This window comes from Nocardiopsis valliformis DSM 45023 (assembly GCF_000340985.1).
GTDB lineage: Bacteria > Actinomycetota > Actinomycetes > Streptosporangiales > Streptosporangiaceae > Nocardiopsis > Nocardiopsis exhalans.
Genome location: NZ_ANAZ01000012.1, coordinates 1 through 13373 on the forward strand (window position 1 = coordinate 1; position 13373 = coordinate 13373).

General features: G+C 71.6%; 9 protein-coding genes. 3 read left to right on the plus strand and 6 right to left on the minus strand.

Annotation, left to right across the window (positions count from 1 at the left end; translation table 11 throughout):
* The 3 genes from D457_RS0112485 to D457_RS32440 form a co-directional block, all read right to left on the minus strand.
* The coding region (locus D457_RS0112485) for a hypothetical protein (RefSeq protein WP_026116582.1) at nt 1-1404 on the minus strand (1404 nt) is incomplete at its 3' end.
* A gap of 29 nt (nt 1405-1433) precedes the next feature.
* The gene (locus tag D457_RS0112490; RefSeq protein WP_017581005.1) at nt 1434-1757 is read right to left on the minus strand and encodes a hypothetical protein; all 324 of its coding nucleotides are present in this window, start codon (nt 1755-1757) and stop codon (nt 1434-1436) included.
* Nucleotides 1758-2489: 732 nt separating this feature from the next.
* Nucleotides 2490-3083 carry a YbhB/YbcL family Raf kinase inhibitor-like protein gene (locus D457_RS32440; protein ID WP_026116583.1) on the minus strand — a complete coding sequence of 198 codons (594 nt, stop codon included), beginning with the start codon at nt 3081-3083 and terminating at the stop codon, nt 2490-2492.
* A gap of 279 nt (nt 3084-3362) precedes the next feature.
* On the opposite strand from D457_RS32440, the gene D457_RS0112500 reads away from it, so the two are divergent.
* Nucleotides 3363-6635 (plus strand): ATP-binding protein, encoded by a 3273-nt coding sequence (locus D457_RS0112500; protein WP_017581007.1) that lies wholly within the window; start codon nt 3363-3365, stop codon nt 6633-6635.
* Between the two features lie 63 nt (nt 6636-6698).
* Here the strand turns inward: D457_RS0112500 and D457_RS0112505 are convergent, their stop codons facing one another.
* Nucleotides 6699-7526 (minus strand): ABC transporter permease, encoded by an 828-nt coding sequence (locus D457_RS0112505; protein ID WP_026116584.1) that lies wholly within the window; start codon nt 7524-7526, stop codon nt 6699-6701.
* Complete coding sequence (locus D457_RS0112510; protein WP_017581009.1) at nt 7523-8497, minus strand: daunorubicin resistance protein DrrA family ABC transporter ATP-binding protein; 975 nt, start codon at nt 8495-8497, stop codon at nt 7523-7525. Before D457_RS0112510 ends, D457_RS0112505 begins: the two co-directional genes overlap by 4 nt.
* A gap of 136 nt (nt 8498-8633) precedes the next feature.
* Here D457_RS0112510 and D457_RS0112515 point away from each other — a divergent pair, with 136 nt between their 5' ends.
* The gene (locus D457_RS0112515; protein ID WP_193374499.1) at nt 8634-9215 is read left to right on the plus strand and encodes a PH domain-containing protein; all 582 of its coding nucleotides are present in this window, start codon (nt 8634-8636) and stop codon (nt 9213-9215) included.
* Complete coding sequence (locus tag D457_RS32445) at nt 9215-11296, plus strand: PH domain-containing protein (protein ID WP_152514227.1); 2082 nt, start codon at nt 9215-9217, stop codon at nt 11294-11296. The genes D457_RS0112515 and D457_RS32445 overlap by 1 nt, the downstream gene beginning before the upstream one ends.
* A 323-nt stretch (nt 11297-11619) precedes the next feature.
* On the opposite strand, the gene sepH is transcribed toward D457_RS32445, so the two are convergent.
* Nucleotides 11620-13116 (minus strand): septation protein SepH, encoded by a 1497-nt coding sequence (sepH, locus tag D457_RS0112525; protein WP_017581012.1) that lies wholly within the window; start codon nt 13114-13116, stop codon nt 11620-11622.
* Between the last annotated feature and the right edge of the window lie 257 nt (nt 13117-13373).

The window sequence follows — 13373 nt, forward strand, 5'->3', positions numbered from 1 at the left end:
GTCGAAGGAGTTGCGCTGGTGGGTGCCGCCGTCGTTGCCCATGCTGCCCTGGTAGTCGGACCGGGAGAACGAACCACTGTCGTAGGCCGGGCCGGAGCGGAACGAGCCCGACGAGTAGCCGCCGGTCAGGGGGTCGGTGTCACCGGGCAGCGGATGCCCGGGCACGTGAGGGCTGCCCATCGGCTGGCCGGGGGCGGGCTGGGCGCCCGTACCCGGAAGCGTCCCGCCGGTGGGGCCCACGCCGCTGGAGGGCCCGCCGTAACCGCCCATCGAGGACAGGTCCGGGCGCTGGTGGGCGCCGGTGTCCATGCTGGACCAGATGGGTGAGCTTAGCTCGTCGCCGCCGGCCGAACCCGGCCGGAAACCCGGGTCCAGAGGATCGGGGGAAGCTGGGCGCTCACCGCTGCCTCCGGCACCGCCGGAACCCGGGCCGCTGCTCAGGGGCGGGTAGTCGGAGCGGTTCATCGACCCGCTGTCGTAGGGCGAACGCCCGTCACTGCCCTGCGACGGGTCGCCCAGGGGCGCGCTACTCAGGGGACCACCGGCGAGCGGGTCGTGCCGCTCCTCGGGCCGCAGGGGCTCGCGGCCCTCGAACGGGTCTCCGGTCGAGGGCTGGTGGGGATTCCAGCTACCCGGGCCCAGGGGATCGTCCTCCCGAGGTGCCGAAGGCACGGGGGACACGGGGGGCTGAACCGGGGGCAGGCCCTGGGTGGGCGGCAGCGCCGCGCGCGCCGGAGCCTGCTCCGGCGGGGACTGCTGGGGCCTCTGCGGAGGCTGCTCCTGGTGGCGCGGTGCAGGATCCGGCTGCGCGGGCGCAGAGCCCTGTCCCAGGCTGGCCAGCATCGCCAGATCGGAGGAGCCGGTGGGCGTTCCGCGTTCCCCGGGCGCGGGCGGCAGGGCGTTGGCCCCGCTCGACGGGCCCTGGATGATCATCGTGTTCTGCTGGTCCGGCCTCTCGGGTCCGTCGTCGTAGTCGTCGTCGTAGTCGTCCGCGTGACCCCCGGCGCCCCCGCGCCCGCCCGAACGGGACCGGCCGGAGTCCTCGTCACTCAGACTGGACCAGAAGTCGTTGTCGGAGAGCCCGTCGGAGTCGTCGTCCTCCCAGTCCACCCCGCGCTGGCGCCTGCCCTTGGGGCGCCGCTCCGCATTGCCCCCGCCCTGACGCGATCTGCGGGCCCGACCCCGCGGGGCCGCCTCGTCGTCCTGCGGGTCCCCGCCCCGGTCACGACGGTCATCCCGATCGCGCCGGTCGTCCCGGTCGCGGTCCTCGACGTCGTCGTACTCGTAGTCGTCGTCGTAGTCGTCCTCATTCGAGCCGAGACTCAGCGCGCGCATACCCAGCAGGAGGAGCACGAGGACGGCGAGCACGACGATGACGGCGATGATGATGACGGTGACGTTCATCGCTTTGTTGGGCGTGGAAACCCGGTCCTTCAGGGCCGGGAGGAAACGCCCTGCTCCTTCCTGAGGGTGTAGGCATAGCCGTCGGCCCTCTGAAGCAACCGAACATGCCGATGGTTGATGCCCTGGACAGTGCCCCGGGCGGTGGTGATGGTGAAACTCCCCGTGGCGCGTGCCGCGACCCGGCCGGTGTGCGTCCCCGCCTTCTTGCCCTTGGGCGCCACGGCGCGGACCAGGTCCCCGGTGACGAAAGAGAAGAACCGCCTGGAACGCGGTAGCCGCAACCGGGCGAACCCGTGCTTGTCCGGGCGGGTACGGGCGTAAGAGCAGCGTCCGGCGCCCCCGGCCACCGGCATCGGATGAGGTGCTGGTGGTCTCCCCTCGACCATGTTCCGCACCGGGTACCGCTTTTGAGCGGTGTCCGTGCCCCGTTTCGTTCCCGATCTGGTGGGGGGCCCGCCGTTCGCGGTGGTGTCTGCTGGCACGGATTCCAGAGCAAGGACAAGAACCGCGCCGCAGGCGTCCGTAAGAGGGAAGCGTCGCACGCGAAGCGTGTCTGTTGAGGGTGGTGGGAGACGGGTGGGCTGGGGAAGCACATCCTGGTGGGTCTGCTGTCCTGTGCGGAACGTAGCCATCGAGATCACCTCCTTGTGGTGATGGCTGGGTCTGGTAAAGGCGGCTTTCAACCACGAGGTTTGAAAGCCCGGCCTGTCAGGACCGGGGTCCCTTTACGGTGTACGCACTACCTTGGGGAGGTCGGCCGCGCCCGGGGAGCGCCGGGGACCGGCCGGGCGAGGTCCGATCGAGGCGAGGTGGCGGCCCGGGCCCGCGTGGTTCCGGCGCACCGACCCCGAGTGGCTGGCAGGGTGCGTCCGCCGGTGTTCCGACGCGGTCTCGGATCAGGGTGCCGCGGGGCGGTTGAGCGGGAATCGGTCATCTGAAATGGGGCGAGGGGCACAGGCCCACTGTATGTGCTGTCGTGCGCTGTGTGCAGAGGGCGACAGGGGCTTCCTCAGTTAATTCCGGTGACACCGGTCGGGTGTGGTCGGCCGGATTCGGGCTGCCGAAAAGAGCTATGGTGACTCATGTCACTCGCTGCTGGTGACCAGTGTTCCCCTGGCCACGGCCTGCTCGGCGATGCCGTCCAGAGTCAGGCTCAGCGCCGCCCCCTCGGGCAGGTCCAGGGTTCCGTCCAGCGCGTACACGGTGAAGCGGTACTCGTGCACGTCACCCTCCTCGGGGCAAGGCGCCCCGTAGGCGGAGTCCCCGAAGGTGTTCTGACCCAGCTTCGCGTTGCCCGGAACGGTGTTCTGGCGCAGCTCGACCAGCTGTGGGTCCAGGTCGTAGACCATCCAGAACACGACCGCGGCACCCGGGTCGTCCATCACCAGCGCGATCGAGCCCACGTCGTCGGGCAGTCCCGACCAGCTCAGCGGCGGCGAGACCGGTTCGCCGTCGGCCTCGCACGTGTACGCGCTCGGGAGCGGCTGGCCCTCCTGCATCATCGGGCTGGTCACGTTGATGTCGGTCGGCATCTCGGCGCGCAGCTCCGAGGACATCCCGCAGCCGGTCGACGCCAACAGGGCGGCACCCGCCACGAGCGCTCCCACGCGGGCGCCGGGGGACGTTCGGGGTACGCCGTGCGCGGCGGTGGTCCGGAGGGAAGACAAGACCGGGGACAATGGGGCTCCTGCTGCACTTTCGGGCCAAAAGGCGAGACTCGCTGTACACCGGACACGACGCCGGAAGGTCCGGGACGGTCACGGTGGAATCGCGTTCACCGGCTGCCGCGGCGGGCACCGGAACACGCTCCTGAGCGAACCTTACTGTGATCGGCCGCGACCACGGGATTCCGGAGCGCCGACGGATCCGCGTCGCACCGCCTCCGCCCGCGCTGGTGCCGCTGGTGCCGTGCACGATATCGGCGGGCTTTCTCCCAGCGGATCGGAGATCATGGGTCGGTGCGGTTCTCTATTCTGGGCCCCCTCCAGGTGCACGATGCCTCGGGGCACCCCATCACCATCGGCGGCGCCCGCCTGCGCGCCCTCCTGACCCTGCTGCTGCTCCGCCCCGGCCAGCAGGTGGCCACCGAACAGCTCACCGATGCCATCTGGGGCGAGGACGTCCCCGCCGCCGCGGGCAACGCTCTCCAGGCCCTGGCCTCCCGCCTGCGCCGCACCTTGGGGGAGGGAGCCCGCCTGCACGGTGACGCCTCCGGGTACCGGTTGGAGGTCGTCCCCGGCCAGGTGGACCTGCACGAGTTCGAGGACCTGGCCGGGCACGGACGGGAGCGGCTCCTGGCCGGCCACCCCGAGCAGGCCGAACGCGCGCTCTCGGCCGCGCTCGATTTGTGGCGCGGCCCCGCCCTGCCCGACCTCACCGCCCGGGGCGTGGCCGAGCACATCGCCCTGCGCCTGTTCGAGGCCTACCGCACCGCACGCGAGGACCACCTGAGCGCCCGCCTGGACCTCGGCCGCTTCGTGGCGGCCCTTCCCGAGGCGGAGTCACTGGCCGGCGGGGAACCGCACCGTGAACGCCCCGCCGAACTGCTGATGCGCGCCCTGTCCGGCAGCGGGCGCACTGCCGACGCCCTCGCCGCCTACGAGGGTTTCCGGGACCGGCTCGCCGAGGAACTGGGCCTGGACCCCTCCGAACACCTCCAGCAGGTCCACCTGCGCCTGCTCCGGGGCGAGTTCGCCGTCGGCGGCCCCGCCGAGCCGCCTCCGCCGGCGGCCGTCCGCCTGCCCCGGCAACTGACCAGTTTCGTGCCCCGCGAGGCCGAAGTCCGCGCAGCCGTTACCCGGTTGTCCGGCTCCCGGCTGGTCACCCTCACCGGCCCCGGGGGCGCGGGCAAGACCCGCCTGGCCGTGGAGGCCGCCGCCACCCTGGTCGAGCACGCCCCCGAACTCGCCTCCGGCGGGGTCTGGTTTGTCGGGCTCGCCCCTGTGCGCCAGGGGGCGGATCTGCCCGACGCCCTGGCGGCCGCCCTGGAACTGCGCGGACAAGCCATGATCCAGGCGCGCACCGCCATGGCCCCGCAGACTCCGCTGGACCGGGCCGTCTCCTTCCTGAGCGAGCGTTCCGCACTGGTCGTGCTGGACAACTGCGAGCACGTGGTGGACGACGCAGCCCGCCTGGTCGAAGTGCTGATGTCGCGCTGCCCGGACCTGCGCGTGCTCGTCACGTCCCGCGAACCCCTGGGGGTCGGGGGCGAGAACCTCCTGCCGGTGCCCTCGCTGGCCCTGCCGCCGAAGACCGCCGGAGTGGAGGAGGCCCGCTCCTACCCCGCCGTGACCCTGTTCACCGAACGCGCGGAGTCGGTGCTCCCCGGCTTCACCGTCGGCGCCGACAACGTGGGACACGTCGTCCGGATCGTCCGTGAGCTGGACGGCATGCCACTCGCGCTGGAACTGGCAGCGGCCCGGCTCCGCGCGATGTCGCCCGCCCAGCTCGCCGACCGCCTCTCCGACCGGTTCCGCCTGCTCACCGCCGGAAGCCGATCGGCCCTGCCCCGCCACCGGACCCTGCGCGCGGTCGTGGACTGGAGCTGGGAACTGCTCGACGAACCCGAACGCCGTCTGCTGCGCCGCCTGGCGGTCTTCCCCGGCGGGGCCACCCTGGAAGCGGTCGAACAGGTCGGTTCCGACCCGGGCGGCCCGCACGGGGTCGTCGCGGGCCACGATGTCTGGACGGTCCTGTTCACCCTCGTGGACAAGTCGCTGGTGGTCGCGCAGACCCCTACCCGCAACGACGCCCCTCCCCGCTACCGGCAGCTGGAGACGGTCCGCGCCTACGCGGCCGAGCGCCTGACCGGCAGCGGCGAGGAGGAGCGGGTCCGGGACGCGCAGGCCCGCTACGCGCGAGACCTGTGGCGGCGGGCCGACCCCGAACTGCGCGGCCCGAACCAGCGGGTTTGGATCGCACGTCTGGGAGCCGAGAGCGACAACTGCGTCGCCGCCTTCCGCTGGGCACTGGAACGGCGCGACGCCGTCCTGGCCCTGGACCTCGTCGAGAATTCCCAGTGGTACTGGTCTCTGGACGAACGCTGGCAGCAGGTCAGCGGGTGGGCGCACCAGGTTCTGGAACTGGTCGGTGACACGCCTCCCGCGGGGCACGAGGTGGCGTACGCCCTCTGCCTGTTCCACACCGCGGGAGACATGAGTTTGGGCCGCAAAGCCGTCATGGAACGGATCGGCCAGGTGGAGGAGGTGCTGGCCGGCGTGGGCCGACGGTGCGAGGACCACCCGGTGCTCATCCTCTGCCTGGTCTACCAGGCGATGGCGGACGGCAGCCCTGACAGCCCGGCCCGTGCACGCCTGGAGGACAGTGCCGGGGAGCAGAGCGATCCCTGGAGCAGAGGGGTCGCCTACCTGATGCTCGCCCTGCTGGACGGGGTCTTCGGTGAGGCGGACCGTTCCATGCGACGGGCCTCGGCCGCGTTGGAGGTCCTGCGCGGCCTCGGGGACGTGTGGGGGCAGTGCAACGCTCTCCTACAGTTGGCCGACGTCGTTCGCTTCACCGACCTCGAACGCTGCCGCGGCCTGCTCACCGAAGGCGTCGAACTCGCCGCTGGGGACGGGCTGAAGGGAATCGAGGCCATGTTCCGGATTCGGCGGGCACAGGCCCTCGTCGACATGGGCGATGTGGAGGAGGCCGAACAGGACCTGAGACAGGTCATCGACGACTCCGTCGCTGATGATTACCTGGTGATGCTCCGGATCCCCCAGATCCTGTGGCTTCGCGCCGCGGGCCGGATCGAGGAGGCCCGGCGGTTGGCGGACGAGACCGAACCGGTCGTGGCTGGGCTGGGCGGTTTCGCACCGGCGTACCTCGAACCCGCCTGGCGGATCCAGGCGGCCGCCCTCGCCTGGGAGGAAGGTGACACCGAGCGGGCCTGGCAGGACGCGGGCCGGGCCTGGTGGCTCTCCCGGCACGGGCTGAGCACGGTCGGTGCCGACGTCCTGGACGCCTTCGCCCGCATGCTGACGGAGGAGGACCCGGAGCGGGCCGCGCTCATGCTCGGCTACGCGGCCCGGCTGCGCGGCGTTGCCGACACCACCCCCAAGGTGCGGCGGATCCGCGAGCGGCTACGGGGGCGTCTGGGCGAGGAGCACTTCACCCGGCTCCTGAACGAGGGGGAGAGCACCGAACGGGAGGCGGCTCGAGGCCGGGTTGCGGAGTGGCTCGCCCCGATCGTGCCCGACGACGTCGACCTCGGTGACTGGGCTCGCTGAACGGGGCGCGCTGAACACTGAAGGGCTCAGCGCGCCCCTGGTCTTCTGCGCCTGTCGCGGACCTCAGCTACGGCGGCGGTAGGCCCACACGGCCAGCGGGAAGAAGATCGCCGTGATCACGACGGTCCACACCAGCGTCCAGGCGACCGGACCGGCGACATCACCGCCGAGCATCAGTGCGCGCATGGCGTCCACCACGTGGGTGACGGGGTTGTTGGCCGCGATCGGGGCCAGCCAGCCCGGCATGTCGTCGGGCGAGACGAAGGTCGAGCTGCCGAAGGTCAGCGGGAACAGCAGGATCATCGCGAAGGACTGCACGGCCATCGGCGTGCGCACGATCATGCCCACGAAGGCCGACATCCAGCACAGCGCGAACGCGAAGAGCAGCACCAGCGCACTGGCCAGCAGCACACCGACGGCACCGCCCTCGGGTCGGAACCCGATCGCCAGGCCCACCGCCATCACCATCACCACGGTGATCGCGTACCGGACCAGGTCGCCCAGGATGGCGCCGATCAGCGGGGCCGACCGCGCGATGGGCAGGGAGCGGAAGCGGTCGAAGATCCCCTTCTCCACGTCCTGGCTCAGGCTGAAGCCCGTGCCCATCGTGGCGAAAATGACCGACTGCGCGATGATCCCGGGCATGAGGAAGTCGCGGTAGGTCTGCCAGTCGCCCATCATCGCCTGTCCGAAGACGAAGACGAACAGGGTCACGAACATGACCGGCTGCAGCATCAGCCCGAAGACCTCTTCGGGGTTGGCCTTGATCTTCAGGACGCTGCGCCAGGTGAGCTGAAGCCCGTGCTGGACCGTGGTCAGCGGGGTGATGTTGGCCGGAGCCACCGTCACACCCTCCTGAAGCGTCCGGGGCCGGGTCGACACGGCACTCATGCGGGGGTCCCTTCGTTCGCGGGCCGGCCCGCGGTCTCGTCTTCGGCGGTGTGGCCGGTTAGGGCGAGGAAGACCTCGTCCAGGCTCGGTTTGCGTAGGGAGAGCTCGGCCACGACCACACCCTGCTCGTCCAGGCGGCGCACGGTCTCGGGCAGCACGTTCACGTCCGTGACCGGAACGCTGACGAGCAGACCGTCCGCGGTGGCGGGGGTGCTGGTCACGGCCTCCACGATCCGGGTGGCCAGCGGCAGCTGGCCGGGATCGACGGTGCGCAGCTGCAGCACCTGGTTGCCCGCGTGGTTCTTCAGCTCCTCGGGTGTGCCCCGGCTGATCACCTTGCCGTGGTCCAGCACGAGGAGGTCGTCGGCGAGCTGGTCTGCCTCCTCCAGGTACTGGGTGGTGAGCAGCACGGTCACCCCGTCGCCCACCAGGTCGCGCACCACCTCCCACAGGCCGTTGCGGCTGTGTGGGTCCAGACCGGTGGTCGGCTCGTCCAGGTACAGCAGCGCGGGGCGGCCCACCAGGCTCGCCCCCAGGTCCAGGCGGCGGCGCATCCCGCCGGAGTAGGTCTTGGCGGGGCGGTCGGCGGCGTCGGACAGCCCGAAGCGCTCCAGCAGCTCCTTGGCCCTGGCCCGGGCGTCGGCACGGCCGAACCCGAGTAGGCGGGCGATGAGCACCAGGTTCTGGGTACCGGTCAGCTCCGCGTCGACCGCCGCGTACTGGCCGGTCAGCCCGATCTGGCGGCGGACCTCGTGCGGCTGGCTGACCACGTCGAAGCCGCCCACGGTGGCGTGCCCGCCGTCCGGTCTGAGCAGTGTGGACAGAATGCGGACGGTCGTGGTCTTCCCGGACCCATTGGGCCCAAGAACACCCAGCACGGCGCCCGCCCTGGCCGTCAGGTCCACTCCGTCCAGGGCGGTCTTGCCCTTGAAGTGCTTGACCAGACCCTCCGCGCGGATGGCGTCAGTCATCAGTCCTCCGTTTTCAGCGTCTGTCCACAAGTGTGCCGACCTGCACTGACAAAACGCTGACACCCCGGTTCGCCCCGCCCTGACACCATCGGTGTACAACCCCGTCAGGCCGCAAACCCGTAGAATCTTGCTCGTGATGAACACCCCGCCGCACGACGCCATTCCTCCCTCGGGGGAGTCCCCTGAACCACTCGCGTCGACCGAGGTCGCGCGGTTGCGACCACCGCTGCGGCGGGTGAGCGGACGGGCCATCGGGGTGTGGACCCTACGGCTGATCTTCGGGTCGCTGTTCAACCTGGTCCTGCTGAGCCTGATCGCCTGGGCGGTCAGTTCGGCCCCCTGGGGCTGGATCCCGGAGTGGGCCTCGGAGAACGCCCGGGTGCTGCCGGTGGCCTACTTCGTATACGCGCTGGCCAAGATCGCGATCGTGCCGTCCTGGCGCTACCGGGTCCACCGCTGGGAGGTCAGCGACGACGTCATCTACACCCGGGTGGGCTGGATCAGCCGCGCCTGGCAGCTGGTCCCGGTCAACCGGCTGCAGACCGTGGACCACACCCAGGGGTGGCTGGAGCGGGTCTTCGACGTGGCCACGCTGAAGGTCCAGACCGCCTCCTTCGCCGGTTCCTCGACCATCGAGGGGCTGGACTCCGACGAGGCGCGCAGACTCAGCGAAGAGCTGGCCGTGCGCGCCGGGACCCTGCGGGATGACGCGACCTGATGGACCGACACCACGGACAGCCCGAACCCGACCCGGACCCCTATGGCTCCGACCCGGATTCCGTCGGCCCCGCCACCGCCGATCCCACCGAACCCGCCGATACCGAAGTGGGCGGAGCGGGTGCGGGAGCCGGTGGTTGGGTCGCGCCGGGCAGTACCTCCTCCGCCGCGGCGCCTGAGACCGGGCCCGGCCCGTGGTCCCCACCTGGGCTACCCGACCCGGGGCGCGTGTCAGAGGCCGCGTCCTGGGCCCCGCCCGGGGGGCACCCGTATCCCGACCATCCGCACCCGGGTCACCCACACCCCGGCCATCCTTACCCGGAGCACGCTGGGCCCCCGGCCGGGCCACCCGGGGACGGGGGACCACCCCTGCACCCCGAGGCGCCGCCCTTCGGCGGGGAGCAGCCCCGTTCCTGGTGGGGGGAGACCCCTGGCGCGCCCGCGCTCGGCTTCGGTGTCGAGAGCGCCCACCAGCTCAGCCCGCGCAGCATGGTCGTCGGGCCGATCAACCAGCTCAAGAGCCTTCTGCTGCCCGTCCTCGCCGGTCTGGTGATCGGCGGGTTCAACCCGTGGCTGCTGACGGCCACCGGGATGGGCGTCATCGCTCTGCTGGTCGGCGGGCTGGTCACCTGGAGGACGTTCCGCTACGAGGTGGGCGAGGACCGGATCGAGATCCGCAAGGGCCTGATCCGGCGTTCGCGCCGCACGATCCCGCTGGAACGGGTACGGGGAGTGGACGTCACCAGCACCCTGCTGCACCGGATGCTGGGCGTGGCAGTGGTGCGGATCGAGGCGGCCGCGGGTTCGGTTGGCGACACCGAGGACGGCAAGCTCGACGCCGTCTCCGCGGAGGAGGCGGAGCGGCTGCGCCGGGTCCTGCTGCACCGCAAGGCTGTGCTCACGGAGAAGGAGGCGGGGGCGGGGGAGACCTCCCCGGAAGCGCCGGGAGGGGAAGGCGAGAACGGTGTCACGGCCGCCGTGCACACGCCCTTGGACGGAGACGTCGCCGACGACACCGTCACCCACTTCACGATGCCCCGGTCCTGGTACCTGTACGGGGCGCTCAGCCTGGGGTACCTGCTGACCCCGTTCGTGGTCCTGGCCACCCTGTTCGGCATGGTCCAGCAGTCGGCCGGGCAGTTGGCCACCGACTACTTCGTCGACTGGGTGACCAGCACGGACCGCGCCTTCCTGGTGGTGTTCGGGACGGTAGCCGTCGGGGTGCTGGTGCTGTTGATGCCGGTCTTCGCGGTGGTCTCCTACGCGCTCACCCACTGGGGTTTCTCCCTGAAGGAGCGGGACGGCTCCCTGGTCGCTGAGCGGGGCCTGTTCACCCGGCGCAGCGTCACGCTGGAGAAGCGGCGGATCCGCGGGTACGAGCTGCTGGACAGCCCCCTCGAACGCACACGCGGGGCGGTGGGGCTGCGCGCCATCGTCACCGGGCTGGGGGACGCGGCCACGCGCGCGGTCCTGATGCCGGTCGGCCCGCGCTCGCGGGTGGAACCGGTGCTGGACCGGGCTCTGGCGCTGTTCCGCGCGCCCCTGACCCGGCATCCCCGGGCGGCGCTGTACCGCCGCCTGACCCGGGCGGTGCTGCCCTTCGCAGCGGTGGCGGCCGCTGCGGCGGCTCTGGACATCACCTGGCTTGTGGTGACCGCCGGAGTGCTGGCCCTGCTGGGCGTACCGCTGGGCATCGACCGCTACCGCTCGCTGGGTCACGGTTACGACGGCGAACGCGTGAGCGTGCGTTCGGGATCGCTGTCCCGTTCGCAGGCCACGGTGGAGCGGTCGGCGGTGATCGGGTGGACCTGGACCCAGACCCTCTTCCAGCGCCGCTCCCGCCTGGCCGACCTCCAGGTCACCGTGGGCGCGGGCACGGGCGGCTACACCGCGCAGGACGCCTCCCTGGACGAGTCCGTGGCCTTCGCCGCGCGGATCACCCCGGAGATGGTGCGGCCCTTCCTGGTCCAGGCTGAGGGCGAGCCGGGGCCGAGCGGCCAGGAGACGAGTAGCCGGGGTTCGAGCACTCGGGACTCGGGTGGTCAGGGAGCGAACGGAGCAGGCCCGGGCTACCGGGAGTGAGCTTTAGGGCGTGTCCGGCGAGTACGTACCCTGCTGGGCGTTGCCCCAGCGGCACTGTCGCTGCGCATCTCTCAGCCGACGGCCAAACCCGGGCGGGCCCCGCTGTGCGACACTGCGGAGCTTGCGCAGCAGGGCACAGTAGGGGCACTCCTTCCGCGGCCTTGCGCCAGCACCCTCAACGGACGCCTCCGGCGTGGCCTTCTTTCCGCTCGCGGACGGGCAGCATCCACCGAACACGCTCTAAGGGGGAGGGCGATCACCGCGCGGTGACCGCCCTCCCCCTTCGTGTTCTTACGTCGGCTCGGACGTTCTCTTGGGGCTGTTCAGTCGTTCTTCTTGGAACCGAACATGATCTCGTCCCAGGACGGCACCGAGGCGCGGCGTCCGCGGCCCTTGCGTTTGGCCGCTCCGCCGCCGGGTGAGCCGTTGGCCGAGGCCGGAACGGCTGGGGCCGTGGGCGGGGCCTGCTCGGCGGCGCGGCGCGGTGTTCCCTTGTCGTTGAGGTCGATGGTGGCCCGGCGGCGGCGCGGACGCTGCTGCTGGCTCTCCTCTGCGGCCGGGGCCTCCTCGGTTTCGACCTGAGGCTCGGGCTCGGGAGCCGGGGCGGGCCGGGCGTCCAGCCAGTCCGGCGCCGCGGACCGCTGCCGGGGCTCGGGACGCCCGGGTTCGGGGTGCCTGGGTTCGGAGGGCTCAGAGACCTCGTGCGCGACGGGCCCGGGCTCCTCGAAGAACTGCCTGCGGGGTTCGGGCTCGTACCGCTCCGACTCGTACCGCTCGGGTTCGGGCTGGCGGGGCCCGTACCGGAGGGGTTCGGGGTGCGCGGGCGGTGCATCGACCGGGTCGGCGAAGCGCTGGTGAGCAGCCGGCTCGGACCGGGGCGCGGCGGGCCGCGGGGTCTGCGGCAGCGGAGCCGCTGGCGGGGCCTCACCACGGCGCTCGGCGAATCGCTCGCTGGGCCGTTCCAGAGGCCGGCGGGGTGCGGGCTCCGGCTCCGGCGGGGCCTGGCGCTGGCGCTCCTCCCTGAGCGGCACCCCGAACTGGTCGGTCTCGGGTCGGCGCGCGACCGGACGCAGCGGTTCGTCCAACGGCGTGTCCTGCGCGGGCGACAGGCGGCGCGGGGCGACGTGGTCCGGGCGTCGCTCAGCGGCGGACTGTGCGTCCAGGCGGGGCAGGTCGGTGGTGGCCTCGTTGCGGCGCGGGGTGAAGGGCGTGACGTTCGTGCCGGGAGCGGGGGCCGCGTCCAGGGGCTCGTTGGAGGAGAACCGGGCGGCCTCCTCGTCAGCGGGCGTGACACTGTTGTGTCTGGGCTCGTACAGCCAGTGGGCGACACGCTCGTCGCCGCCGTGCAGGAAGACCAGCTTCAGCTGCCAGGAGCGGTCCTCCCGCTTCCATGAGTCCCAGGCGGCGTCGCCGGTCTCCAGCTGGTGGGCGCCGATCCTCTTGGTGACCAGATCTCCCAGGGAGGGTCCCGGCGAGGCGTCGTTCGGTGAACGCACGGTGGCTCGCTGGGCCTGCTGCGCGATGTACTCGCGCTCCTGGAGGACGGGTCCCTCGAACCAGCGCACTCGTTCGATGGGTATCCCGGAGATCTCGGAGATGGCCTCCGCGGTCTCGCCGGACCGGATGCGGGCCTGGATTTCCTTGGGGCGCAACGGATTCTCCACTTCGATCTCGTACTGGCCGAGCCGGGAGAACTGGCCGCGTACTGCGGCACGGAGGCGGTCGTCGACGGGCAGCATGAAACGGGTGCCACGGCCGGTGCTGGCGAGCACCAGGTAGGTGCCGTCCTCACTCACGGCCACGAGGCGAAGCTCGTGCATCGCCCTCCCTTTCGCGTCCCGTCGAGGGTTGGTCTGGCGGACCGTCCCCCGCGTTCTCCAAGTCTGGTCGGCCGACAACTGTTCGGCCAGTACCGCGCCCGGCATGTCCGAACTGTGCCCGCCTCCCGGCCCGTGGTGGGCACCACGGTGGGAGCTGCCCCGGGGTTCCGGGGCCCTCACGGTCGCTTCCGCTGCCAATCTTGACACGCTGAACCTTCCGCGACCGGGAGCGATCGTGGGGGAATGTCGCCGATCCC

Bases quoted from the DNA above. Each gene is read 5' to 3' on its own strand.
- D457_RS0112490 (WP_017581005.1), bottom strand. From the start codon at position 1,757: ATGCCGGTGGCCGGGGGCGCCGGACGCTGCTCTTACGCCCGTACCCGC.
- D457_RS0112505 (WP_026116584.1), bottom strand. From the start codon at position 7,526: ATGAGTGCCGTGTCGACCCGGCCCCGGACGCTTCAGGAGGGTGTGACG.
- D457_RS32445 (WP_152514227.1), top strand. From the start codon at position 9,215: ATGGACCGACACCACGGACAGCCCGAACCCGACCCGGACCCCTATGGC.
- D457_RS0112515 (WP_193374499.1), top strand. From the start codon at position 8,634: ATGAACACCCCGCCGCACGACGCCATTCCTCCCTCGGGGGAGTCCCCT.
- D457_RS0112510 (WP_017581009.1), bottom strand. From the start codon at position 8,497: ATGACTGACGCCATCCGCGCGGAGGGTCTGGTCAAGCACTTCAAGGGC.
- sepH (WP_017581012.1), bottom strand. From the start codon at position 13,116: ATGCACGAGCTTCGCCTCGTGGCCGTGAGTGAGGACGGCACCTACCTG.